This is a genomic window from Cecembia calidifontis, assembly GCF_004216715.1.
Taxonomy (GTDB): domain Bacteria; phylum Bacteroidota; class Bacteroidia; order Cytophagales; family Cyclobacteriaceae; genus Cecembia_A; species Cecembia_A calidifontis.
In genome coordinates this window covers 2,189,060-2,213,446 of sequence record NZ_SGXG01000001.1, presented here as the reverse complement: position 1 = coordinate 2,213,446, position 24,387 = coordinate 2,189,060, and the positions used below count along the sequence as shown (strand labels likewise).

General features: G+C 41.8%; 22 protein-coding genes. 6 read left to right on the top strand and 16 right to left on the bottom strand.

What is annotated here, in order from left to right; translation table 11 throughout:
* The first annotated feature begins 155 nt into the window (after positions 1 to 155).
* Together BC751_RS09735 and BC751_RS09730 are read left to right on the top strand one after the other, a co-directional pair.
* Positions 156 to 359 carry a hypothetical protein gene (locus tag BC751_RS09735; protein WP_130275373.1) on the top strand — a complete coding sequence of 68 codons (204 nt, stop codon included), beginning with the start codon at positions 156 to 158 and terminating at the stop codon, positions 357 to 359.
* A 58-nt stretch (positions 360 to 417) separates the two neighbouring features.
* Positions 418 to 1,488, top strand: coding sequence for a BF3164 family lipoprotein (locus BC751_RS09730; RefSeq protein WP_130275372.1), 1,071 nt, complete (start codon positions 418 to 420; stop codon positions 1,486 to 1,488).
* Positions 1,489 to 1,501: 13 nt separating this feature from the next.
* Here BC751_RS09730 and BC751_RS09725 read toward each other — a convergent pair whose 3' ends face one another.
* Positions 1,502 to 2,512, bottom strand: a complete 1,011-nt coding sequence (locus BC751_RS09725; protein ID WP_130273814.1) for an IS30 family transposase — start codon at positions 2,510 to 2,512, stop codon at positions 1,502 to 1,504.
* 205 nt (positions 2,513 to 2,717) lie between these two features.
* Between BC751_RS09725 and BC751_RS09720 the strand changes: the two genes are divergently transcribed.
* Together BC751_RS09720 and BC751_RS09715 are read left to right on the top strand one after the other, a co-directional pair.
* Positions 2,718 to 3,434, top strand: a complete 717-nt coding sequence (locus BC751_RS09720) for an ABC transporter ATP-binding protein (protein ID WP_130275371.1) — start codon at positions 2,718 to 2,720, stop codon at positions 3,432 to 3,434.
* Positions 3,427 to 5,058, top strand: coding sequence for a putative ABC exporter domain-containing protein (locus BC751_RS09715; RefSeq protein ID WP_130275370.1), 1,632 nt, complete (start codon positions 3,427 to 3,429; stop codon positions 5,056 to 5,058). Before BC751_RS09720 ends, BC751_RS09715 begins: the two co-directional genes overlap by 8 nt.
* A gap of 17 nt (positions 5,059 to 5,075) precedes the next feature.
* Here the strand turns inward: BC751_RS09715 and BC751_RS09710 are convergent, their stop codons facing one another.
* The gene (locus BC751_RS09710) at positions 5,076 to 6,452 is read right to left on the bottom strand and encodes a Gfo/Idh/MocA family protein (RefSeq protein WP_242617419.1); all 1,377 of its coding nucleotides are present in this window, start codon (positions 6,450 to 6,452) and stop codon (positions 5,076 to 5,078) included.
* Between the two features lie 188 nt (positions 6,453 to 6,640).
* On the opposite strand from BC751_RS09710, the gene hemN reads away from it, so the two are divergent.
* Entirely contained in the window at positions 6,641 to 8,002 is a 1,362-nt protein-coding gene (hemN, locus tag BC751_RS09705) for an oxygen-independent coproporphyrinogen III oxidase (protein WP_130275369.1), read from the top strand.
* Between the two features lie 110 nt (positions 8,003 to 8,112).
* On the opposite strand, the gene BC751_RS09700 is transcribed toward hemN, so the two are convergent.
* From BC751_RS09700 to pheT, 14 genes are all read right to left on the bottom strand, one after another.
* A complete protein-coding gene (locus tag BC751_RS09700; protein ID WP_130275368.1) occupies positions 8,113 to 8,817 on the bottom strand; it encodes a sulfite exporter TauE/SafE family protein in 705 nt (234 codons plus the stop codon).
* Entirely contained in the window at positions 8,818 to 9,243 is a 426-nt protein-coding gene (locus BC751_RS09695; protein ID WP_130275367.1) for a FixH family protein, read from the bottom strand.
* A 31-nt stretch (positions 9,244 to 9,274) separates the two neighbouring features.
* Positions 9,275 to 10,690 carry a cytochrome c oxidase accessory protein CcoG gene (gene ccoG / locus BC751_RS09690; RefSeq protein WP_130275366.1) on the bottom strand — a complete coding sequence of 472 codons (1,416 nt, stop codon included), beginning with the start codon at positions 10,688 to 10,690 and terminating at the stop codon, positions 9,275 to 9,277.
* A gap of 56 nt (positions 10,691 to 10,746) precedes the next feature.
* Positions 10,747 to 11,679, bottom strand: a complete 933-nt coding sequence (locus BC751_RS09685) for a cbb3-type cytochrome c oxidase N-terminal domain-containing protein (protein ID WP_130275365.1) — start codon at positions 11,677 to 11,679, stop codon at positions 10,747 to 10,749.
* The gene (locus tag BC751_RS09680) at positions 11,666 to 11,857 is read right to left on the bottom strand and encodes a cbb3-type cytochrome c oxidase subunit 3 (protein ID WP_130275364.1); all 192 of its coding nucleotides are present in this window, start codon (positions 11,855 to 11,857) and stop codon (positions 11,666 to 11,668) included. Before BC751_RS09680 ends, BC751_RS09685 begins: the two co-directional genes overlap by 14 nt.
* A gap of 12 nt (positions 11,858 to 11,869) precedes the next feature.
* Positions 11,870 to 14,002, bottom strand: a complete 2,133-nt coding sequence (ccoN, locus tag BC751_RS09675; protein ID WP_130275363.1) for a cytochrome-c oxidase, cbb3-type subunit I — start codon at positions 14,000 to 14,002, stop codon at positions 11,870 to 11,872.
* 2 nt (positions 14,003 to 14,004) lie between these two features.
* A complete protein-coding gene (gene ccoS, locus BC751_RS09670) occupies positions 14,005 to 14,187 on the bottom strand; it encodes a cbb3-type cytochrome oxidase assembly protein CcoS (RefSeq protein ID WP_130275362.1) in 183 nt (60 codons plus the stop codon).
* 2 nt (positions 14,188 to 14,189) lie between these two features.
* Positions 14,190 to 16,631, bottom strand: a complete 2,442-nt coding sequence (locus BC751_RS09665) for a heavy metal translocating P-type ATPase (protein ID WP_130275361.1) — start codon at positions 16,629 to 16,631, stop codon at positions 14,190 to 14,192.
* A 62-nt stretch (positions 16,632 to 16,693) separates the two neighbouring features.
* On the bottom strand, positions 16,694 to 17,329 hold the full coding sequence (locus tag BC751_RS09660) for a hypothetical protein (protein WP_130275360.1): 636 nt from the start codon (positions 17,327 to 17,329) through the stop codon (positions 16,694 to 16,696).
* 217 nt (positions 17,330 to 17,546) lie between these two features.
* Complete coding sequence (locus BC751_RS09655) at positions 17,547 to 18,296, bottom strand: zinc-dependent peptidase (protein ID WP_242617418.1); 750 nt, start codon at positions 18,294 to 18,296, stop codon at positions 17,547 to 17,549.
* Between the two features lie 72 nt (positions 18,297 to 18,368).
* Positions 18,369 to 19,934, bottom strand: coding sequence for a ribonuclease Y (gene rny, locus BC751_RS09650; RefSeq protein WP_130275358.1), 1,566 nt, complete (start codon positions 19,932 to 19,934; stop codon positions 18,369 to 18,371).
* Positions 19,935 to 19,999: 65 nt separating this feature from the next.
* On the bottom strand, positions 20,000 to 20,284 hold the full coding sequence (locus BC751_RS09645) for a cell division protein ZapA (protein ID WP_130275357.1): 285 nt from the start codon (positions 20,282 to 20,284) through the stop codon (positions 20,000 to 20,002).
* 1 nt (position 20,285) lies between these two features.
* Positions 20,286 to 20,570 carry a hypothetical protein gene (locus BC751_RS09640; protein ID WP_130275356.1) on the bottom strand — a complete coding sequence of 95 codons (285 nt, stop codon included), beginning with the start codon at positions 20,568 to 20,570 and terminating at the stop codon, positions 20,286 to 20,288.
* Positions 20,571 to 20,572: 2 nt separating this feature from the next.
* A complete protein-coding gene (gene pheT, locus BC751_RS09635; protein WP_130275355.1) occupies positions 20,573 to 22,984 on the bottom strand; it encodes a phenylalanine--tRNA ligase subunit beta in 2,412 nt (803 codons plus the stop codon).
* Between the two features lie 471 nt (positions 22,985 to 23,455).
* Here pheT and BC751_RS09630 point away from each other — a divergent pair, with 471 nt between their 5' ends.
* Positions 23,456 to 24,319 carry an IS982 family transposase gene (locus BC751_RS09630; protein WP_423191595.1) on the top strand — a complete coding sequence of 288 codons (864 nt, stop codon included), beginning with the start codon at positions 23,456 to 23,458 and terminating at the stop codon, positions 24,317 to 24,319.
* Positions 24,320 to 24,387 lie beyond the last annotated feature (68 nt).

Here is a 24,387-nt window from a genome sequence, read left to right as displayed (position 1 = left end):
TAAATTCTAATTCAAATAATTAATACCCATTTTATCAAAAAAAATATTTTTTTTGATTTCACTTGGTAATAATAATAATATTTTTTTTTGAACCGAAAGCTTAGTTTAGCTTTTGGTTTTGGCCAAACCCATTTATTCAATTTAACCTTATTAAGATGAAAAAAATATGTTTTGCACTGGCCTTTATAGGGTCAATGATTTACTTTCAATTAGAATCAAAAGCTCAGGCATCGGTTGATCCAGGCGATGGCACGAGATGGATATGTTGTCAGGTAAATTTTGAGCATTATTGTGTGGATATGCTCGGCAATGCATGGAATCAAGATGTAAAAAGAATCGGTTTAGATACTTGCTCTTAAGTTAAACAAAAAGCAATGCCATCGATTGATTGCATTGCTTTTTCTAAATGAAGTGTTTATGAAAAATCAATTAAAAATTCTTGCTTTTATCTTAATTCTTGGCTGCACCGAAAAAAGTAAAAACCCTTATGAAAAAAATTTCACCTTGGATTCTTTTCCTGTCCAACAAAAACTGGAAAGCAAAAAATACAATTTTGAGGAAATACTGACTGCGACATTGATTACCATCAAAAATGACAAACTGATCCTCAGCGAAAATTACAGGGGAGGAACAGGGCATGACAGAAAGCTGATCCATATCATCCAAAAAGACAGCATGAAGTACCTTTATCCAAAAGGGAAACAGGGATATGGACCGGGTGAAATCATCAGTATCAGAAGTTTTGATCAGGGATGGCGGGATGACACCTTCTGGGCCTATGATCTCAACGAAAAAAAAATCCATGAATATAGCCTTAATGATACCCTTACGACTTCCATCCGTTCTTTCAAAAAGGGAGAACAGTCTTTTTTCTCAGTTTCCTGGAATTGGTTGACTCCTGATACCTATGTTAGTCGACTGATGAATGACAGTCACGCATTTGCAATTTTTGACACTGCCAACGTCTTACAGAGGAAACTGGATCCATGGTCCAAGGACCAAGAAGTAGATGAAGCCAAAGGGTTTATATTAGGAGATATTCGCCAAGGCCAAACAGCATACAATAGAGAAAAGAAGCTACTGGTACACGCTCAGATCAACAGTGACATTGTAGAAATCCTGCCTATTGATTCTCCCTCCGAAAAAATTACCGTAAGCGGCCCGATATCAGAACCCTTGAAATATGAAATAATTGGGTCTGGACGAAATATAGGTGCCGATATTGATGGGAACAACACATTGGCATACAACAACATCTTCCTGGGAGAGAATTCTATGTTTTTAGTTTATCTGGGTTTTAGTAGAAACACCCCAAACAGCATGGTCAAAATGTCCAATGAAATTTTTGAATTGGATTATCAAGGAAATCCCATAGCTTACTATCCGCTTGACAGATATATCTACAGCATTGCCGTGGATGAAAAAGAGAGAAAGATTTATGCAGTGACCTATGATGAAAATCCGGGAATTGCAGTTTTTGAATATTAGGCGAAGGCCATGTTCAAGTCATAAATGCAACGCCTAATTTTTTCATTAGACATTCGATAGGACTAAGATAATTAAACTTTCTTATTGGCCTGTTATTGATTTTGGTTTCTATATTTTGGATCTGTTCCCGAGAGATTTGATTGAGGTCAGTACCCTTTGGCAGGAAAGCCCTGATAAGTCCGATTCTGTTTTCCACTGTTCCTTTATCCTGTGAAGTGTATGGTCTTGTAAAGAATGTTGGGATATTGAATTTATCTCTGATTTTATAATGGTTTGCGAATGCCATATCATTATCGAAAGTGATTGATTTGAAGAACGAAGCACCAATTCTCTGTATTCTCTTTGCTATTTTCTGTTCAATGATATCTGCATTTTTACCATCAAGTTTCTCTATGGTAGTAACCAAGGTTGCCCTGTCCACCAGTACCAAAAGAGCTGATTTGTGGTTTTTCCCCATCATAAGGTCTACTTCAATATCTCCTATCCTTTGTCTTTTTTCAACTACAGGAGGCCTTTGGTCAATTGGAACTCTCTCCCTGATAATTCCTCTGGTATGCCTGTAATTACCTCTCTTACGCTTTCTTTTACCATGCCGGAGATTCTTGTAAAGCTCCCTGTCCCTTCGGTATCTCCAATGGCTACTTTTTTTGGCAGTAAATATCCAGTTGTAGAGTGTCTCATGACAAACCCCTTCTTTACCTTGTTTCTTCCAGGTGACCGATATTAGCTCTGGGCTCAATTTGTCAACAACAAGGAATTTGCGGGCCTCTTCTTTAAGGGACTCGGTAAATTTGATTCGCTTTCTCTTGAGTCTATGTCTTTCGTCTGTACGGTTCTGGGCAACTGCAGCCTTATATTCACCGCTATAACGGCCCCTCTTGCCGGTATTTCTTTGAAGTTCTCTGGATACAGTACTTTTGTTGACACCGATAATCGCAGCGATTTTGGTCTGGGAAGTTCCGTTTCTAAATAAAGCCTCTATTTGGTACCTTTGTTCCTGGCTGAGATGTTTAAATTTATTCATGACAACACAAAATTAATATTTTCAGCCTAAGGGAAGGAACCCAGGTTCCTTCCCTTAAACCCTTAGTGTTGCATTTATGACTTGAATATAGGAAATTCTTTTAAAAAAGAACACCACTAAAATTTATCTCCAATATTTTTGCCTTCTCGCAACTTAAATGCCAAGAGGAAAGTTTAATAGGGGTATTTAAATTTTTACATCGTCCATGTTAGAAGTAGAAGGTTTGGTCAAAAGATACGGCAAACAGAATGCCGTCAATGACATCAGTTTTTCATTACAGGGAGGGGAAGTTGTCGGACTTCTTGGACCCAACGGAGCAGGGAAAAGCACCACGATGAAGTGTATTGTAGGTTTATTGAGAAAAACAGCAGGAAGTATCCGCATAGGTGGTTATGACCACCTTTCCGTTCCTGCCAAAAAAATGTTCTCTTACATCCCGGAAACACCACACGTGTATGACCTTCTCACCGTGAAGGAACACATGCAGTTCATTGCTCAGGCATATGCAGTCGAAGACTGGAAAAGGAAAGCTGAAGAATGGATGGAAATTTATGAATTGACAGACAAGCAGGACAAGTTGGGCAGGGACCTTTCCAAAGGTATGCGCCAAAAAGTATCTATCTGTTGTGCATTATTGCCTGATCCTGAGCTTTTATTTTTTGACGAACCCATGATCGGACTTGATCCAAAAGCTATCAAGAACACCAAAAGAATCTTCAAAGAGTTGAAGGAAAATGGAAAAACAATATTGGTCAGCACCCACCTTATTGATAGCGTAGAGACCATTGCGGATCGTATCATGATCATGAAGGACGGCAATATTATCGGCAATGACACCCTGGCCAATTTAAAAGCTACCTTCAGCGAAAGTAATGATTCCAGTTTAGAGGACTTATTTTTAGAATTGACCAAAGATGAATGAGTTCAGACTTTTGCTCCGAAAGGATATTTTTATCCTGGTGAACAATATCAAGCTACTTTTCAAAAATCCGGCAAGGCTACTGCCCTATCTCTTTGTGATAGGCTATATCGGTTTTTTCTATACCAAAGGTTTTGAAAGCAGTCAAAACAACAGTTCGGATGATATTGAAGAAGTTTCCAATATCCTTACAGAAATTGCTGTAGAGCTTTTCAGCATCCGAGGCGGGATCACCTTGGTAGCCTTGGTAATCCTGATGTTCCAATTGTTCAAGGCCACCAAGAAAAATATCAGCTTTTTCAGCATGGCAGATGTCAATCTACTGTTTACATCTCCAGTAGCCCCTGCCAATATCCTGTTGTATTACATGCTCAGAAGCCTGATCCCGGCATTGGGAGGCTCAGCTATTTTTATGGTATATATCACCGCTTCTGTCAATGAATACCTGCAGCTGAACGCTATGAAAGTTTTGGCCATGGCATTGGGTATAGGTTTATTCATCTTTATCATTTCCCCGATCAAATTTTTGCTTTATACCCTCAATACCAAGTACCATATTTATCCCCTTGTCAAAAAAATCTTGGTCTTCTTTTCCATATTGCTTGCGGCCATGATTTTGATTCCCGGTTTACGTGGCGAAAAATTCTGGGAAGGAATGTTCGCTTGGGTAGGTTCCCCTTGGTTTGACTTCTTTCCCTTGGTGGGTTGGAGCAGGGCAATGGTGCTGTTTTTGGAAAATGGGGACCTCCTGAAATTAGCAGGTTTTTCCATGGCTTATGTGCTATTGAGCATTCTGCTTATCAATCAGGTAATCTTACATTCCGGGCAATTTTATGAGGATGTGCTTGAAAGCACCAGGTCCAAGGAAGAAAACAAGGAAAAAGTAAAAAGTCAGGAAGTATCAGAAGCTACCTATGGACTGAATACCAAAAAGAAACTGGAAGTCTCTAACTTCGGACAGGGTGCAGTGGCATTGTATTGGAGAAATTATGTCAATGGATCGCGACTGGATTTCCATCCATTGGCAGGTTTGTACACCTTTATTTTTGCAGGGATTGCTTTGGTATTGGCCCTGCTTTCAAGATTTGACCTCTTGACCCATAAGGTCCTCTACGGTTATCTGGTTTTTTTAGTAAGTATATATTTTATAGGCGGACTCGGAAAAACCAATTTGGGTGATATGAAAAAGCCCTTTTTTATTCTTATCCCGGCTTCCTGGACGAGTAAATTCTGGAATTTGATCAAACTCGATATGTATCAAACGCTCGTTTTGGGCTTGCTGACCATAGTTCCTGCCGTATTTATCGCCGAACTCCATTGGGGCTTAATCTTGGTTTTCCCTTTGCTGCTTTTATTGTACTACCTCACTGGATTTGGGATTGCCCTGGTTACGAATGTGGGCTTTGAAGAGTCCTGGGACAGGAAATTGATCAAGCCTTTGATCATCTCCGGTGTTTTCTTTTTCGGAATCATTCCCTCTTTCTTGTCAGGAGTATTCGCCTTCATAATCAGTAAGCAATTTGTCTATGGCCTTTTGGGCATGTGCATTGGCATGGGTCTGGTAACAGCCATCATGCTGCATCTGATCATGGATATCATCAGCAGGGTGGAATTCAAAGAAGCTTAAAAAATTCAGGGGATGGTTTATACCATTCCCCTGCCTGTTTTTTCCAACTTAATATCTGTAAGATCCGCAACTTTAATCGGCTTACCGCTCTCTATGCTTTTCCTGGCCGCTATTCCTACCAAGATGGACATGGCACCATCTCTTGTTCCTGCGGATTGTCTGTATGGGTCGGCCATCGAGGGATCTTTGAACAGCTTATCTTTCAAACGGGTATCTCCTCCCCCGTGTCCCCCTCCACCATGTGGAATGATAATGATTTCCGAAGTCCCAAAGTTTCTTGTCAGGCGGAGTTCATCCTGATCAGATTCCTCCCAGGGCTGACTTTCTTTGATCCAGGCATCCAGACGCCCTTTGGTGCCATTGAAAGCAATCCTGTATCCTTCATAAGGGGAATAGCTTGTCAAGGAGTAACTCACCTGCACTCCATTCATATACCGTATCTGAACGGCCATTTTATCATAAATGTCTATATCTTCTCTGAAAACACAGCCATCCCTTAAGTATCCGTCATACTGTTCATTGTTGACATACAGGTCTACCAAATGGGAATTTTTGGTAATATCCCAATGAAAGTCACATTTGTTTTTGTGGGGACAAGGACGGCAGTGGGTATGCCTAAATGGCCCGTTCTTTCCATAAAACTCCAAAGCCCCATAGGCAAAAACTTCTTCAGGATCAGAATCCAGCCACCAGTTGAGCAGGTCAAAATGGTGCGTGGATTTGTGAACCAGTAAAGTTCCTCCTTTCTCCCTGTAGGCATGCCATCTCCTGAAATAATCCGCGCCATGGGAGGTGTCCAGGTACCAATGGAAATCCACAGAGGTCACCTCTCCGATTTCCCCACTACGGATGATTTCATACATGCGCTGCCGATGAGGGGAATAGCGGTAATTGAAGGTGACTATTACTTTCTTCCCGGATTTCCGCTCGGCATCCAAAATGGCCTGGCATTTCACCTCATCTGTGGTCATGGGTTTTTCTGTGATCACATGGATACCGGACTCCAAAGCCTTGATAATAAATGTATGATGGGTATTGTCCACGGTAGTGACGATCACCACATCCGGTTTTTGCTCCCGCAGCATCTTGTCAAGATCCGTGTAAAGCGGACAATTTACACCGATATATTGCTGGCCAAACTTTAATCTACCCTCATTATGGTCACATAGACCAACAAACTCTATCTGATCCTTGTAAACCCGCTGCACATCCCTTCCAAACATATTCACACCCCTGATCCCCAATCCTACCATAGCAATTCTCATTTTCTGATTTGGGCGCTCATGAAGCTGTAAGGCCTCCGCTATTCCTGTAAAAAATACGGATCCTGCTGCCAACGCAGCCGATTTCGAAATAAAGTCTCTTCTTGATCTATCCATTGCTTGTTTTTCCATAGGTCATTCAGGGTTAAGGTTTCTAAAAATATCGATTTTTTGGAAAATACCTCAAGCAATCACCAAAATGAATTGAGCCAATCCCATGAAAAAGCTTAAAAAACATGACCATTATCAGTTTTGACACTTATCAAAGGTCATTAAAAACCTAAAAAGCTTCATCGAAATTTGTATCAAAATGAGTAAGCATGGAAACCACCAAACTTGATCTGATCAAAAAATACAATGTTCCTGCTCCCAGGTATACTTCTTACCCAACCGTCCCGCTTTGGGAAGATGATCTGAGCGAAAGAGGCTGGGTGAGTATGGTCAAAAAATCATATGAAGATTTTGGGGATAAGGAAGGAGTGACGCTCTATATCCACCTTCCTTATTGCGAAAGCTTGTGCACCTACTGTGGCTGCAACAAACGGATCACCAAAAACCATGCGGTAGAAGCTCCCTACATCAGCAGCATTATGAATGAATGGTCGGCATACCTGAAGGTTTTGGATACCAAGCCTAAATTGGCCGGCATCCATTTGGGAGGAGGCACCCCGACTTTTTTCTCTCCCCAATCCCTCAAAGAAATGCTGGATTTCATCTTGGAGACTTCCTCGGTAATGCCTGAGGCGGCATTCAGTTTTGAAGGCCACCCCAACAATACCACTAGGGAACACCTTCAGACCCTTTTTGACCTGGGCTTCCGAAGGGTGAGCTTTGGCATACAGGATTTCAATTTGGAGGTACAAAAAGCCATTCACCGGATTCAGCCTTTCGAAAGGGTAAAAGAAGCGACAGATGTGGCAAGAGAAATCGGCTATGATTCTGTCAATTTTGACCTGATCTATGGGCTGCCCCATCAGAATCTGGAAACCATCAAAGATACTTTTGAAAAAGTGTCCCTTTTAAAACCTGACCGCATTGCATTTTACAGCTATGCCCATCTTCCATCAGCCTTCCCTGCCCAGAAGAGTTTTGAGCAACATTTACCCAATGAAGCCGAAAAGAGGAGACTCTATGAAGTAGGGAAAGAAATCCTCCAATCCATGGGATACCTGGAAATTGGAATGGACCATTTTGCCCTTCCTAAGGATCCACTCTATTTGGCCAAAGAAAATAAAACCCTGCACAGGAACTTCATGGGATATACCACCTCCCCTTCCAAAATACTGATAGGCCTGGGCAACAGTTCCATTTCCGATGTATATTATGCCTATGCACAAAACACCAAGGAAATCGACCTCTACAAAGAGCAGATTAGCTTGGGACATTTCGCCATCAGCAAAGGACATCTTATGAGTTCAGAAGACATCCAAAACAGAAACCTGATACTTCAATTGATCTGCAATCAGGAAGCCCGCTGGGATTTCTGTTACTATTCCAAGCTTGGGAAAAAGAACTGGGACAAGCTGAAAATATTTAAAGAGGAAGGCCTTATTGATTTTGATGCTACCGGAATTAAAATAAAAAAAGAGGGCATGCCCTTTATCCGTAATATCTGTATGACCTTCGACCAAAGAATGCAGGAAAAGGAAAGCCAGAAATTCGGATTCAGCAAAGCCATTTAAACCTAATGTCCCCGGCCTTTGAAGAAATAACCCGGATAACCCATTTTTTAAAAATGCTGCTCTTTTGTGAGGGCAGCATTTTTTGTCTCATCAAGTTTGGCAGATTGAATTCAGTCGCAAACGGTCATTTCAGTAGTTACCTTTCCATCCTCAACGGCAGGGAGCTTTGGACTTAAATAATGTACTCCTAACCCTAAACCCCTGACAATAAAGAGAATGCCAATAAACATGGCTAAATATGGCATGGCATTGGTCAGTTTGTTGCGGATAGGTATGGAAAGGATTTTTCCAGTAAGCATCACGGCTACCAACATGGGTATGGTGCCAAGGCCAAAGAAGAACATATACAAGGCTCCCTCCAGGGGACTCTGCAGTGCAAGGGATGCGATCAAAGCGATATAGACCATACCGCAAGGCAAAAGTCCATTCAGTACACCTGAGATAAAAAATGCGGTAGTACCCCCTTTTTTCAGAAATTGACCTAAAGCACTTTTTAATTTAAAAACCCCTCCAAAGAAACCCTTTTGCGCAATCCATCTTTCGGATTGCTTATAAAAGAAGGCCATAAAAAAAATCAACCCTCCCATCAGTATGGAGATCCATTGCTGTATTCCTGCCAGGGAGAAAGTTAATCCAATAAGTCCTATCAATGCTCCCAATAAGGCATAAGTAAACGTCCTGCCAAGATTATAAATAATCTTATTCGCCAAAAATGGAACCCTGTCTTTGGCAGAGACTGCCAAAGCGATGGGGCCACACATTCCCAGACAATGGAAGGAACCCAAAAACCCTAATAGGAAAGCTGTCCAGATCATTTATATAGTGATTTTCTTTTCCTGGTAATATGCGGTGCCGTTTTCTACCCAGGTCAATTTTACCCTCCAGTACCCAGGCTTCAGGCTTTTGACATCTACAGCATTGACAGAAGCATCAGAAATATCAAATTCAATTTTTTGATCCAATCTGGCATCTGAAGGCCTAAAGAAATGCAAGGTGCCCTTGGCTCCTACAGGAAGGTGCAGGTCAACAATCTTCAATTGATTATCATAGATCAGCACCTCATGGTCCAATTGGCTGGCATTGATCATTTTTTGAATTTGATCCTGGTATTTGATTTCCTCCTCATAATAATTCTGGGTAACCAGGTGAATGTCATCCTGTCTGACACAGATGACCACCATCGACAGAATCAAAATGCCAAAAGCTGCAAGTGTAAGTATTATTCCTTTTCCCCAATCCATATTATTTTTCTTTATTGGTTTGTCGATTTGATTATTTGGCAATTGGACCTACAAAACTGGTTTTGATCTTATCAATCACTTTCCCGTTTTGGGTTAACAATAAAGTAATGTTTTCCTGGTTGCTTTTTATTTTACCGGCTTCTGTCACGATAAAGAACCTTCCTTCAAATTTGGATTGACCTTCCAAGGTCCAATTTTGGTCCCCTACCACTTCCACAGTATATTTTTCATCCTGAGGAATGAGGCTTACTGTTTGGGGATCAAAAGTCTTGTTGATAAAGGTTACCTCGTACAGGTTGCTGATATCCCCTGTTTCTCTTGCCTGATAAGTCATCCCCCTGAACCTGGTCACCGTAGCTCCCAGATCATCTCGAGTGGCAAGTAAGGTTACAAAAGCCCCAACCAAAATCAATAACAGGAAGGAATAGAGCTTTACTCTTCCGGTAATAAGTTTTTGGGTTCTCTGCAACACACTATTGTCGGAGGCATAGCGGATAAGCCCGCGGGGACGCTCCACTTTATCCATCACTTCATCGCACACATCGATGCAGGCGGTACAGTTGACACATTCCATCTGAACCCCATTTCGGATATCTATTCCGGTAGGACAGACCTGTATGCACAGACCACAGTCAATGCAATCTCCTTTGGGGCTTTCTTCCACCTGATTTTTTCTGATAGGTGCTCTGGGTTCTCCCCTTACATGGTCATAAGTCACATTGATGGAATTGGCATCCAGCAATACTCCTTGAAGTCTTCCATAGGGACAAACTACGATACATGCCTGCTCCCTAAACCAGGAGAAAATGAAAAGAAAAATCCCCGTAAAGGCCATCAGCCCAATAAATCCTGCCATATGTTCTGAGGGTGGCTGGCTCACGATCTCTTTTACCTGATCAATCCCGATCAGATAAGCCATCACCGTATGGGATATGAGCAGGGAAATCAGGACAAAAATGAACATTTTCAATCCTTTCTTCCAGATCTTTTCTGCATTCCAGGGCATGGCATCCAGTTTCCTTTGTTGGTTGGCATCACCTTCAATCCAGTATTCGATTTTTCGGAAAACCATTTCCATAAACAAAGTTTGGGGACATGCCCATCCACAAAACACCCGTCCAAAGACGGCAGTAAAGAGAATGACGAAAACAAAAAAAATGAGCAATAAAAAAATCAGCAAATGGGTATCCTGTGGCCAAAATGCTGCACCAAATATGATAAACTTTCGTTCAAAAATATTGAACAACATGTAGGGCCTGCCTCCCACTTTAATAAATGGGCCAATGAAAAGTATTGCCAGCAGGACCCAGGAAAGATAGGTCCTCCAACGGTAGAACTTTCCACTTACCTTTTTGGGGTAAATCCAATTTCGTTTTCCATCCTCCCTGACCGTAGCCAGTGAATCTCGGAACTTTTCCGGATCTAGATGGGGGTTTTTGGAACTCATTTTTTAGAAATTAAATCAGGGGAGCTTCCATACCCCCCTGATAATGGAAATGTAATTCAATCCGCATTTTCTGCCTCAGGATCCGCTTCAGCTGTAGCTTCTGAAGGTTCCTCTGCAACAGGCTCATATTTTTCACCCTCCGGTGCTTTTGGATTGGCAGGAGATGTGCCTACCAAAGTCAGGATGTAGCTGGAAACATTTTGCATTTCTTCAGGACTCAATTGGTCCTGCCAAGGAATCATCCCCTTAGCTACCACACCATATTTCACCACCTTGAATACATCATTGATACTGCCGCCGTGAATCCAATATTCATCTGTGAGGTTAGGTCCGACCCCTCCTCCACCATCAGCAGCATGGCAGGCAGCACAGTTGGCTTCAAAAATACTTTTACCTGAATTCAATGCAGCCGTAGAGTTATCAAATACCACCGAATTTTCATCTATGGAACTTAAGGCCAAGGCAGATCTTTTTTCGGCTTCAATGGAGGCAATACGGAGCTCTTCTTCATATTCCTCAATCTGGGTTTTACCCAGACCGAGCACAGTGAAATAAGTGAAATAGATGACCCCAAAAGCAATCGTAATATAAAACACGTTTGCTAACCAAGGGGGCATATGGTTATCCAGCTCTACAATGCCATCGTAAGAGTGATCCATCATCAAATCCTTCTCTTCTTTTCCCCCTACCGGTTTCATTTTTCCCGTGATGTATTTCAGTTTAAACTCATCCCACCAGCTAGGTTGAGCAGCGAGTTCAGGATTTTGTTTTTTGAAAACCGAAACCATAAAGGACATCAGGTAAATCATCAAAATGAGCAGCAATAAAATCACGCCCAGGATTACAGCCAGGATGACCAGTAAAGTCACCTGATTGCCGTCCATTTCCTGTAGTTTGGCTACCCAATTGAAATCACTTGTTTGGGCGAAAGTGGGGAGGGATGTTGCCATACCCACCATAAATAATATAAATGCTTTAAACTTTTTCATAGCCGCCGGAATTTTGTGGTTTATCATTGAAAGGCATATCCTTCATATGATTGATGTAATTTTTATCTACACGGATCACCCATATGAACATCCCGATAAAAAAGATCACAAAGATCAAAAGGGAGATGATGGGATAAATCTCTACGTTTTCGATTGAACTCAATATCTCTTTTTTCATAGTGCAAAAGGATTAAGGGTTAGAAGCAGTTGTCTTTTTGATATCAGTTCCCAATCGCTGTAGATAAGCAATCAGCGCCACTATTTCAGATTCCGGCATGGCTTCTACACCTGAAGACTTCAGGTTGGCCACAATCTGCTCGGCCTGCACCATCAAATCAGCATGAGCCTGTTGCTCATACCCCTCAGGATAAGGGACACCCAATTTCTGCAAGGTCTTGATTTTGGCGGGTAGATTGCTGTGATCCATTATATTGGTGGCCATCCAAGGATAAGGAGGCATCAATGAACCTGGGGACATGGATTGTGGATCGACCATATGATGGTAATGCCAGGAGTCCGGATATTTACCTCCTACCCTGTGCAAATCCGGTCCAGTACGCTTAGAACCCCAGAGGAATGGCCTGTCATAAACATATTCCCCGGCTTTGGAATATTCTCCATAGCGTTCTGTCTCAGAGCGGAAAGGCCTGATCATTTGAGAGTGACAACCCACACAGCCATGGGAAATGTATAGGTCCCTGCCCTGAAGTTCTAATGGGGTATATGGCTGCACGCTGGAAATGGTAGGTACATTGGATTTCACCAAAATGGTGGGGATAATTTCAATGGCACCCCCAATCAAAATGGCTACAGTAGCCATGATGGTAAAGAAAACAGGTTTTCTCTCCCATGCCCTGTGCCAGAATTCACCTTTTTCTGCTTTATGTGGAGTCAAGGCTGCGGCTTCATCCGCTTCTTCAGCCTGGAAGCTTCCTTGCTTGGCTGTTTTTACCAGGTTATATACCATCAAGATGGCACCGGACAAATACAATAAGCCACCCAATGCCCTTAGCATATACATAGGCACAATCTGAATGACCGTCTCCAAGAAGTTTGGATATGCCAATCTACCTGCCTCACTGAATTCTTTCCACATCAAAGATTGAGTCAATGCGGCTACATACATAGGCAGTGCATAGAAAATAATTCCCAAAGTACCCATCCAGAAGTGAGTGGTAGCCAATTTGGTAGAATATAAATTGGTTTTCCACATTCTTGGCCACAACCAATACAGCATGGCAAAGGTGAAGAATCCGTTCCAGCCCAATCCTCCGATATGCACGTGTGCTACGATCCAATCCGTATAGTGCGCAATGGCATTGACATTTTTTAAGGAAAGCATGGGACCCTCAAATGTGGCCATACCATAAGCAGTGACAGCCACCACCATGAATTTCAACACAGGATCAACCCTAACCTTATCCCAAGCACCTCTCAAGGTCAACAAACCATTCACCATACCACCCCAAGAAGGAGCGATCAACATCACTGAAAACACAACCCCTAATACCTGTGCCCACTCTGGAAGGGCTGTGTACAGCAAGTGGTGAGGTCCTGCCCAGATATACAAGAAAATCAGGGACCAGAAGTGAATGATAGAAAGCTTGTAAGAATAAACCGGTCTATTGGCAGCCTTTGGCAAATAATAGTACATTAAACCCAAAAATGGAGTCGTTAGAAAGAAAGCCACCGCATTGTGACCATACCACCATTGAACCAATGCATCCTGTACGCCCGCGTAGGCAGAATAACTTTTTAGGAAAGAAACAGGCAGTGCCAGAGAATTGAAAATATGCAATACCGCCACAGTAACGAAGGATGCCAGGTAAAACCAAATGGCTACATACATGTGCTTCTCTCTTCTTTTGATCAATGTGCCGATCATATTGGCTCCAAAGGCTACCCAAACCAAAGCGATCAGGATATCAATTGGCCATTCCAATTCCGCATACTCTTTGGACGTAGTGATACCTAAAGGAAGCGTTATCGCTGCCAAAAGTATGATCAACTGCCAACCCCAGAAATTGATCCAGCTTAGGGCTTTGCTCCACATGGGAGCCTTCAATAGCCTCGGCATGGAATAATAAATCCCTGCAAAGATGGCATTACCTACAAAGGCAAAAATCACCGCATTGGTATGGAGCGGCCTGATTCTTCCGAATGTGGTGTAGGGATTTCCCAAGTTGGCTTCAGGCAGAAAGAGCTGTATGGCTGCTATCAGACCTACCAACATACCGACGAGGCCCCATGCTACGGTGGCGACCCCGAAGTACTTTACGATCTTGTTGTCGTAATTGAACTGTTCCAGTGTTGTTCCTGACATACTTACTTCGATTTAGTTGATGGTACTTTTTTTTCTTTTGTTTTTTGTTCGTTATCAAATAGGATCCTGATTGCAGGGGTATGGCTGTCCTCAAACTGTCCTCCTTTCATCGCCCGGAAAAAGAGAAAGAGAAAGCTCCCCGCGAGGATTAAACTGATTGCTATCAATATGAATATTACTTCCATGTTTACCAGATTTTTGATTTTAAGCCTCTTTTATAGGCCAGGTAATTTGTTGTCAAGGTGGTGAAAACCACCACAGAAATACTGCTGATTGGCATCAGAATGGCACAGAACACCGGGCTAACCAAGCCCTGAACCGCAAAATAGACGCCCACGATATTGTAGGAAAAGCTAAGCCCAAAGCTAGCCTTGATGATGTTTCTGCTTGTTTTAGTGAAATTCAGAAATTCAGGAAGCTTATTGATCATGCCCGCATCCATGATGGCATCCGAAGCAGGTGAAAAATTAGTCACCTTATCTGTGATCGCTATCCCTACTTTACTCTCTTTCAATGCCCCGGCGTCGTTGAGCCCATCACCCACCATAAGGGTAAGCTTTCCTTCATTATTTAACCTTTTGATATAGGTCAATTTATCTTTGGGCCCTTGATTGAAAGTCATCTTGATTTTTTCCCCAAAGACTTTGTGCAGGTTATGTCTTTCATGATCCTGATCCCCGGAAAGCAGATGGACTTCTTTCTCTTCCTCAATAGCTGAAATAACCCTATCTACCCCCTCACGCAGACCGCTCTTGATAAAGAAATACCCGAGGACGGTATCCTCCACTGCGAAAAAAACCAAATTGCCCCCATCGGGTAAGTTTTTCTTATCTGCCCCCACAAACTCCGCAGAACCCAATCTAATCTCTTGGGACTTGTATTTGGTCTTTAGACCCTTGCCGGTCACCTCTACTACATTATCCTGTAAGCTCACAGCCCTGATTCCGTCCAACCAGGCATTGATCCTGTTGCTCAGCGCATGGTTGGATTGGTTGACCATAGCTTTTACCAAAGACTTGGATTCATTGGAAAGCGGCTCTCCTTCATAGGTAACAGAGGCTTGTGATGGTGCCGTCAGGGTCCCCGTCTTGTCAAAAATCACCGTATCTATTTTGGCCAATTTTTCTATGACATGGGCATTTTTCAGGTAAAGTTTCCCCTGTCCAAAAACCCTCAGGGTATTGCCCAAAGTAAAGGGTGTGGACATTGCCAATGCACAGGGGCAGGTAATGATCAGTACCGAAGTAAATGCCAATACCCCCATAGATGCCTGACCGGACCAAACCCAGAAAACCAAAGCTGCCAATGCAAGGAATAAGACGATAAAAGTAAATTCCCCTGATATCCTGTTGGCCAGGGACTCAAGTCCATGAGCCTTTTCTTTGTCAAAAGATTCATTGTTCCAAAGGTCTGTCAAGTACCCCTGGGATGGGGATTTTTGGACAGCCAAAGTAATGGCCTTCCCTTTTTGCCGGCCTCCGGCATAGATGAGTTCTCCTTTTTTACGGGAAACAGGTACTTCTTCCCCTGTCACAAAGGAATAATCAATGTAGGCCTCACCTTCTAAAAGGATGCAATCCGCAGGGATGAGTTCGGAATCCCTGACCCTTATGATATCCCCCACATGCAATTTCATCAAGGGAATTACCTCTTCCTCTTCCCTGACTACACGGGTGACCGCAATCGGAAAATAGGATTTGTAGTCCCTATCAAAGGAAAGGGTATCATAAGTCTTTTGCTGATAGTATTTGCCAATCAGGAGGAAAAATAATAACCCCCCCAAAGTATCCATATAACCTTCATTGCCTAAAATAAAAATATCATAAAGGCTGTAACTGAAAAGGGTGACAATGCCTATAGCGATCGGCACATCCATATTCACCGCCTTATTTCGGATGGAAAGCCAAGCCGAACGGTAGTAATCGGTAGCGGAATAAAAAAACACCGGTAATGCCAGGAAAACATTGAGGTAGTTAAAGGTCTTTTTAAAACCTTCTCCCAATAATTCGGCCTCCGAGAAATACTCCGGCAGACTGAAGAGCATCATATTTCCAAAGCAAAACCCGGCTACCGCCAATTTCAGTATCAACTTTTTGTCGGTACTTTGGACTTGCTTCTTTTCGGTATCTGCCAAGTTGATCAATGGCTCATATCCGATTCTGGAAAGCAGTTTAACAAGTTCTTTCAGAGAAATTTTCTCTTGTAAGAATTTGACCTGCACCTTTTTCTTTATAAAATCAACCCTTCCGGATAATACTCCCTGATTAAGTTTGTGCAGGTTTTCAAGTAACCAGATGCAGGATGCACAATGAATCAGCGGAATGTTAAAAGTAATGTGGGTCTCGCCTCCATTTTGGAAGTCAACCAACTTCTTGATGACATCCACATCATCCAAGTAATCAAACTGGTTTTCTTTCGGCGACACCGCTTTCTGGCTGATTCCCGGATTATCCGCTATGTCATAATAATTGCAAAGGTTATTTTCACTTAATACCTCATAGACCAATTGACAGCCGGTACAGCAAAAATCCTTGTCATCGAAATGGAGGATTTCATCCTTACAATCCTCCCCACAATGGTAACAGGATGCAGTTTGCTTATTGGGCAATATATCAGAACGGTTTTGCATTTGACACAAGTTACTGAGCTTCAGAGGGAAAAAACATGACAGAAATCATATTTTAGAATGACTTAATACGACAGATAAAAGGACAGGCGGTCATACCACATCCCGCCACGGTAAAAGTGAAAAAGAACTTTTGCCAGATCTGCCTGGTAATATTTAGTTGTGACAAGGAGGGTACATTTATGCTTGACGGCATAAGACCAAAAATCCCCGATCCTGGTAAAATTGAATTTGATGAAAGAAGTCTCCGCAGTGGACTGGGCAAGCAACTGAACGATTTCCTGCTCTTCTCTTAACTTGGATTTGGGTATGAAGGAAGGAGAGATGATGGTGGCTTTGCAGTCTTTGATGTTGTTTTGAAACAACTCCACAAAATTCCTGATCAATCTGGCTGAGGGCGGTGTTCCGTCATAATGAAAAAGCAGACTTTCAGTTGACATTTCCTTGTCAAAAAGCAAAACCGGAATTTCACATGGCTCCTCTTCCAGTCCTGTTGGCTTTTCCAGTCCATGCAGCCATTCCAAAACCTCAGGAAGGTGGGCAGTGTACAAACTTGGTTCTTCCTGCGGATTGCACATGATTCCTTTTCCACCTTTGCTCAAATGAGCCGGAAATCCAGGAGGTAATTGCTTGCAATAATGCGGATGAATGATTTCTTCCGGCAATGCAAACTTGACCAAGTTTTCGACTTTTCCCTGCATAGCTTCAAATGTTTACTACAAAACTAATTCGGGGCTAATTTTTATGAGGTGACGTAGGGTGGGAGCAAACATGATATTTATCATGTTTTTTAAATATATTCGATAAAAAAAATTAATGGTTCATCTGTCTGAATTTCCCGGGTTTACAGTAAACCTCATTGATAATCATTGATTTTTCTGAATCCTTCACGCCCACAAGAAAATCAAAACTGAAAATTTATTTGGCCAACACCAAAGGATCCTGTTGCAAGAGGTAAACCAAACTTTTGTAGAGTTCCGGATGATACGCCTTGAATTGTTGCGGGATCTCAAAAAAAGACTCTAAGGAAACGGCAAAAAACTCATGGATGTTTTTTGAAGCTGATGGACGGAAAATTGAGTCCTCATTTCGCTTTATCTTAAGTATTTCATTTTTTGCCAACTTTTCATATTGCTGCCATGCACCTGAATTGAAAAAATTGCTTTCCTCGTTTTGGATCTGATTTTCCAATTTAAGGGCATGGGCCATCTCATGGATACCTAAATTAATCCCATTGTTGGGCACCAAAAACCCTTCCACAAAGCTTTTCCATGAAATCACAATAATGCCCAATCTGGGATTGACCTCCCCTTGATGATAGGTTTTGTTGATGGTAGAATAGTAATTGTCCGGATATAAAAGGATTTTTGAGAAGTTTTTTAGTTTGAGATTCCTGAATCCAAAAGTAACCATCACTGCAGTAGCCCCAACCAGCAGTTTCATTTCTCTGCTGATTTCCCTTAACTCACCTCTTGGGATAAATTTTTTAGAGGCTATAAAATAAGCCAGCCTGTCCTTAAATTCATCTTTATGCTTGGCATTCAGGTTTTGGAAATAAGGAAAAAAACGTTCCAACACCGCAACATCTTCTTTTTCAAGAGGCCTTATGCCAAAGAGTAGCCTGATCTCTTGAATAAGTCCTGGAAAGGATTTAAAAAGCTTAAACATTAAAAACATAGCAAGACAAGAAAAAAGGTGCCGCACGGTTGCGGCACCTTAAGGTTAATCGATGAATGAAAATTACTTGGCGTAATTCACCGCCCTCATTTCCCTGATCACGGTGATTTTGATCTGTCCAGGGTATTGCATTTCTTTCTCTATTTTTTGTGAAATATCAAAAGACAATTTGCTGGCAGTCTGATCATCTACATTGTCTGCATCTACCAGCACCCTCAACTCTCTACCGGCCTGCATGGCAAAGCATTTATTTACTCCATCAAAACTCAGGGCAAGGTCTTCCAGCTCTTTAAGACGCTTGATATAGCTGTCCATAATCTCCCTTCTGGCACCAGGTCTGGAGCCTGAAATGGCATCACAGGCCTGTATGATGGGCGAAATCATGGAAGTCATTTCAATTTCATCATGGTGGGCGCCAATAGCATTTACCACTTCAGGATGCTCTTTGTACTTTTTGGCAAGCTCCATACCCAAAATCGCATGCGGTAATTCCGCCTCTTCAGGCCATACCTTACCGATGTCATGAAGCAATCCCGCCCTTTTGGCCAATTTTGCATTCAGCCCTAACTCTGCCGCCATAGTAGCACAAAGTTTTGCAACTTCCCGGGAGTGCTGCAACAAATTCTGACCATAAGAAGACCTGAACCTCATCCTTCCTACCATTTTTATCAGTTCAGGATGAAGGCCGTGAATACCAAGATCAATACAGGTCCTCTCTCCGATTTCCACGATTTCCTCTTCAATATTCTTCTCGGTCTTTGCTACTACCTCTTCAATCCTGGCCGGGTGAATCCTTCCATCCTGCACCAGCCTATGAAGAGACAATCTAGCGATTTCCCTCCTCACCGGGTCAAAACCGGAAATGATAATCGCCTCGGGTGTATCGTCCACAATGATTTCCACTCCGGTAGCCGCCTCTAAAGCACGGATATTCCTTCCTTCCCTACCGATAATTTTCCCTTTGATATCATCCGACTCGATGTTGAAGACCGACACACAGTTCTCTATGGCATGCTCAGTAGCTGTCCTCTGTATGGTGTCCAATACGATCTTTTTTGCCTGCTTGGTGGCAGTAAGCTTGGCTTGGTCCAATATGTCTTTGATCTGCGAAGAAGCCTTGGTCGTAGCTTCATCTTTCAGCATTTCCACCAATTGTTCCTTGGCTTCTTCCTTGGTTAGACCGGCAATCTTTTCAAGATCTGATATACGCTGATTGGTTATTTTATCCAGTTCTTCTTTTTTCACCTGTACGGCATGAAGCTGGGCATTGAGGTTTTCTTTTTTACTGTCCAGCTCAGCCTCTTTTCTTTTGATAATTTCGATTTCCTTGGAAAGTGCCTGTTCCCTTTGTTTGATTTTGTTTTCGTTGGTAATGATGATGTTCTTCTTCTTGTTTACCTCCTCCTCAAACTCGGATTTCAATCTCAGGTACTTTTCCCTGGCTTCCAGTATCCTGTCTTTCTTCAATGCCTCAGCATTGATCTCTGCTTCACGGATGATGCTTTTGGCTTTCTCTTTGGCATCAGCCTCAATTTTTTTACTGTTATTTTTGATAAACAGGCTGGCTAAAAAGGCCCCTATTCCTAGGCCTATTACACCTGAAATAATAATGTACAATGAATCTCCCATAGGTATATGATATATATTTTACCTACCGGAAAAGAAAAACGCCCTGGAAATGAGTGATGGATTAATTATAAAAGTGAAATGAGCTGTTCATTGATCTGCATGACCTTAGAACGGACCAATTCGCTGTCTTCTGCGTTGATTTTATCCTGTTCCATGGACTCGATCATACAATCGAAGGCTACCATAGCCAATAAGTCCTGCTTGTCATCCAAACCAAACTCCTCTTTATATCTTTTGATTTTTTCATTAATCAATTTGCCTGCATGTCTGATTTTGGCTTCATCCTCAGTCTTCACCTTCATGGGATATTCCCTGTCGCCGATTTTTAACCTTATAGAAAGTGTTTCCATTTTATTCAGACAAGTAGGCGATGATATTATCGATTTCCTTTATATAATTATTGATCTTTTCCCTCAATTCGGCAGATTCTGCATCTTCCACCGGTAAGCTATCTACAAGTTTAGCTATTTTAATTTGATTTTTAAAATCCTCCAACATTCTCTCTTTTTCTTCCAGCTTGTTACGAAGCACAAATACTTCCTCTTTCAGGGCGTGATTGTCCTGTTCAAGTTGATTTAATTTTTTCTCCACTTGGGAGACAAGCTTTTCCAAATGTTGGAGTTCTTCGTGAATCATGGTTATTTTCTGATAAATGCCCCTACTTCGTTTTCAAAGCTTTGGATTAATCTGCCCATGGTCTTATCGATCACTTTGTCTGTCAAGGTCTGCTCAGTATCCTGCAGGTAAAAACTCAAAGCATAGGCCTTTTTCCCTGCTTCGATTTTGTCCCCCTGATACACATCAAATACCCCGATACGCTGCAATAGCTTTCCTCCAGCTTTGATGGCTACTTTTTTGATCTGATCAAATGATACCGACTTGTCAATTACCAATGACAGATCTCTTCTTACTTCCGGGAATTTGGAAATTTCCACGTACTTTTTCAAGCCTTTTGCCTTTTTCATCAGCAAATCCCAATCCAACTCAGCATAAAGCACTTCTTGCCTTACCTCTGCCAACTTGGTAATTTCTTCTTGAAGCAAACCAATTTGACCAAGTTCTTTGGTGCCCATGCTTAACTTCAAGGCATAATCAAATGGGGCTGAATGTACAATTTCCACATCTGGATTGTCGATCCCCAATTTTTCCAAAATCAGTTCGACCACGGCAAACAGATCCGGGAAGGACACCGCCTTGGAAACTTGCCTCCAGCTTTCTGCCCCGGTATCACCCGTCAAAAACAAAGCCAATCGTTTTCCTTCCTGATATCCTTCCTGAGTTTTGGAATAAACAGTCCCGAACTCGAACAATTTAAGGTCTTTTTGTCTTCGGTTGATATTGTAGGCCAAAACCTCCAATCCGGAAAACAAGAGGGTCTGGCGCATCACACCAAGATCTTCAGAAAGTTTATTGTAAATCTCCACGTTTTGCCCCGGATCCAAGTATCCGGATTTTTCGGTATAAACCGGCTTGGTCAGGGAATTGGTGATGATTTCATAGTAACCCAAAGAGGACAGCAATTCGCTCAACCTGTATTGGATTTTGTTGAAGTCCTTAATAGGATGCTCGGCCAGATAATCGGCCTTTAGATTTTCGGAAAGTTCCACATTGTCAAATCCGTAGATCCTCAAAATCTCCTCAATCACATCCGCCTCTCTCTCCACATCCACCCGGTAAGGCTTCACGGATACTTTCAGATGTGTTGCTGTTTCCTCCAAACATTGGATCTCAAGGTTTTCCAGTATTTCCTTGATCAGTTCTTTGGGCAGTTCTTTACCGATCAATCTCTTGATATTGGCAAAACTCACTTCAATCTCGCGATCCTTAACAGGATGGGGATAAACATCAATGATATCGGAAGAAATCTCCCCTCCTGCAATTTCCTGGATCAACATCGCCGCTCTTTTCAGAGCATATACCGGCATATTGGGATCTGTTCCCCTTTCAAAACGGAAAGAAGCATCGGTTTTAAGCCCATGAAACTGCGAACCCTTTCGGATTACATCGGGAGAGAAATAAGCTGATTCGAGGAAAATAGAAGTGGTTTCATCAGATACACCGGAGTCTTTTCCCCCGAAAATACCTGCTATACAAAGCCCGCCTTTTTCATCACAGATCATCAGTTCTTCCCCCGAAAGCTTTCGCTCTTTTTCATCCAAAGTGACAAAGGTTGTGTCTTTGGGAAGTTTTTTTACAAAGATTTTCCCTCCACTGATCTTGTCAGCATCAAAAGCATGTAAGGGCTGTCCCAAATCATGGAGAATAAAATTGGTAATATCGACGATATTGTTGATCGGCTCCAGATCCAAAGCCTTAAGGTAGTTTTGCAACCATTCCGGAGAAGGGCCGACTTTCACATTGGAAATGGTCAACCCCGCATATCTTGGGCAATCTGCGGCATCCTCCACAGTCACAGGAATTACCCTTGAATTATTGTCCGATTTGAACCCTTCCACAGATGGGATACAGATTTCCCTTTTTAAAAGTGCTTTCAGATCACGGGCCACACCCAAATGGGAAGCTGCATCGGCCCTGTTGGGCGTCAGACCGATTTCCAGTACATGATCTCGGACTACCTCAAAATATTCAGACGCCGGCGTACCATTAGGAAGATCCGTATCCAAAACCATGATACCGGCATGGCTTTCACCTATACCGATTTCATCCTCTGCACAGATCATTCCCTGGGACATTTCTCCACGGATTTTTGCTTTCTTGATTTCGAAAGGTTCACCTGAAATGGGATATAAGGTACAGCCTTCTTTGGCCACCACCACTTTCTGGCCTTTGGCTACATTGGGAGCTCCACATACGATCGGAACTACCTGGTCTCCAATATCCACTGTAGTGACGCTGAGTTTATCCGCATTGGGATGCCTTTCACAGGTCAGCACCTCTCCTATCACTACCCCATCCAAACCGCCTTGGATGGATTCAAAAATTTCGATGCCTTCGACCTCCAATCCACTCCCTGTCAAAAGGGCTGCTATCTCTTTGGGTGATTCTTCAAAATGGATAAAATCCTTTAATCTATTGACGGATATCTTCATGTATACTCTTCAGTTCAGAACAAGGCACAAATTTAAGAGAATTGCCTTAGCTAAGAAGTGGATGCCTGAAAAATGTAAAAAGCAAGAATTAAAATAAAAAATATCTAAAAAGTAGAAAGGTAAATAGATGAAATATAATTGAACCAGAAAAACAACTGCACTTAACTTTTAGTGATTCTTTATCACTAAAATAAAAGTAAAAACAAACAAGATATCCTAATGTTTTAAACTATAAATTAAATGTACCATTCTTAATATCTGAAAATCTTTTATCTCGATAAAATTCCAAACGGTAATTCATTTTTTAAAATGTATTCTCCACTAAATATTAACCCATTGTTCTAGTTGAAACTATGTATAAATAATATGTGCATCAGCTTGATTTTTAATAAATTAAGGTTGCTTACAAGAACCTACTAAAACAAGCCCATGCACGATATTAAGTCTAATTCCGACAAAGTTTTCTAAACTATCAAATCTCTCAATTTATCTGTTTTTGACATTTCCGGCAATCTTTCCAGACCAGGACCAATGCCTGAATTCTCTGATTTAGAAGTAATTGCGTTAAGCCTGACTGCTGAATACATGTCTTGTGACAGTGAAAACTGGCTTTTCAATAAGATCAGGTCTGATTATTCAACTTCTTTTCCAAACATCATTGACAGATCAAGGTACAACAGAAGGAAAAAGGCCCTTTTCGGAGTTATTGATCTTGTCAGGAGAAGGCTTTCAGAACGGTTTCTGGAATTCGAGGATTACTTTATCATTGACTCAATGCCCTTGGAAGTATGTAAACTCTCGAGAGAAAAACGTTCCAAAATCTGTTCAGAAGCCTATGAGACATCTCCTGAAAAAGGTTACTGTGCCTCCCAGAAAATGTACTTTTTTGGCTATAAGATACAGGGAGTATGCTCAGTGAACGGTGTTTTCCAGTCTATCGAGCTCACCAAAGCCAATGTCTATGATCCGACATTCCTTCAGGAAATTAACTCCCAACTATCTGATTGTGTGCTCATTGGTAACAAAGGCTATTTGTCTTCATCTATTCAGCTTGAACTTTTCCATACAGCAGATATTAGGCTTGAGACTCCCATTAGGTCAAACCAAAAGAACCATTTCAAACAGCCTTGGATATTCAGGAAGGCAAGGAAAAGATTGGAAACTCTTTATTCACAGCTATGTGACCAGTTCTTGATCAGAAGGAATTATGCCAAAACATTCAATGGATTCAGAAAAAGAATTCTTGTCAAAATAACAGCACTTACCCTCATACAGTTTATCGATAAATTTGAATTCAACCGACCAATAAATAACTTAAAGGTTGCAATTATTTAATTAGCACAACGGATAAATATTATTTATTTTTTCTTTAAGAAAAGCTCAAGGAAGAAAATTAATTACAA

Coding starts and splice junctions, on each gene's coding strand:
- ccoS (WP_130275362.1), bottom strand. CDS start 14,187: ATGGAAGTAATATTCATATTGATAGCAATCAGTTTAATCCTCGCGGGG.
- BC751_RS09665 (WP_130275361.1), bottom strand. CDS start 16,631: ATGCAAAACCGTTCTGATATATTGCCCAATAAGCAAACTGCATCCTGT.
- BC751_RS09640 (WP_130275356.1), bottom strand. CDS start 20,570: ATGATTCACGAAGAACTCCAACATTTGGAAAAGCTTGTCTCCCAAGTG.
- BC751_RS09685 (WP_130275365.1), bottom strand. CDS start 11,679: ATGAAAAAGTTTAAAGCATTTATATTATTTATGGTGGGTATGGCAACA.
- rny (WP_130275358.1), bottom strand. CDS start 19,934: ATGGGAGATTCATTGTACATTATTATTTCAGGTGTAATAGGCCTAGGA.
- BC751_RS09730 (WP_130275372.1), top strand. CDS start 418: ATGAAAAATCAATTAAAAATTCTTGCTTTTATCTTAATTCTTGGCTGC.
- BC751_RS09725 (WP_130273814.1), bottom strand. CDS start 2,512: ATGAATAAATTTAAACATCTCAGCCAGGAACAAAGGTACCAAATAGAG.
- BC751_RS09720 (WP_130275371.1), top strand. CDS start 2,718: ATGTTAGAAGTAGAAGGTTTGGTCAAAAGATACGGCAAACAGAATGCC.
- BC751_RS09680 (WP_130275364.1), bottom strand. CDS start 11,857: ATGAAAAAAGAGATATTGAGTTCAATCGAAAACGTAGAGATTTATCCC.
- BC751_RS09660 (WP_130275360.1), bottom strand. CDS start 17,329: ATGCAGGGAAAAGTCGAAAACTTGGTCAAGTTTGCATTGCCGGAAGAA.
- BC751_RS09735 (WP_130275373.1), top strand. CDS start 156: ATGAAAAAAATATGTTTTGCACTGGCCTTTATAGGGTCAATGATTTAC.
- hemN (WP_130275369.1), top strand. CDS start 6,641: ATGGAAACCACCAAACTTGATCTGATCAAAAAATACAATGTTCCTGCT.
- ccoN (WP_130275363.1), bottom strand. CDS start 14,002: ATGTCAGGAACAACACTGGAACAGTTCAATTACGACAACAAGATCGTA.
- BC751_RS09715 (WP_130275370.1), top strand. CDS start 3,427: ATGAATGAGTTCAGACTTTTGCTCCGAAAGGATATTTTTATCCTGGTG.
- BC751_RS09710 (WP_242617419.1), bottom strand. CDS start 6,452: ATGGAAAAACAAGCAATGGATAGATCAAGAAGAGACTTTATTTCGAAA.
- BC751_RS09655 (WP_242617418.1), bottom strand. CDS start 18,296: ATGTTTAAGCTTTTTAAATCCTTTCCAGGACTTATTCAAGAGATCAGG.
- pheT (WP_130275355.1), bottom strand. CDS start 22,984: ATGAAGATATCCGTCAATAGATTAAAGGATTTTATCCATTTTGAAGAA.
- BC751_RS09695 (WP_130275367.1), bottom strand. CDS start 9,243: ATGGATTGGGGAAAAGGAATAATACTTACACTTGCAGCTTTTGGCATT.
- BC751_RS09645 (WP_130275357.1), bottom strand. CDS start 20,284: ATGGAAACACTTTCTATAAGGTTAAAAATCGGCGACAGGGAATATCCC.
- BC751_RS09700 (WP_130275368.1), bottom strand. CDS start 8,817: ATGATCTGGACAGCTTTCCTATTAGGGTTTTTGGGTTCCTTCCATTGT.
- ccoG (WP_130275366.1), bottom strand. CDS start 10,690: ATGAGTTCCAAAAACCCCCATCTAGATCCGGAAAAGTTCCGAGATTCA.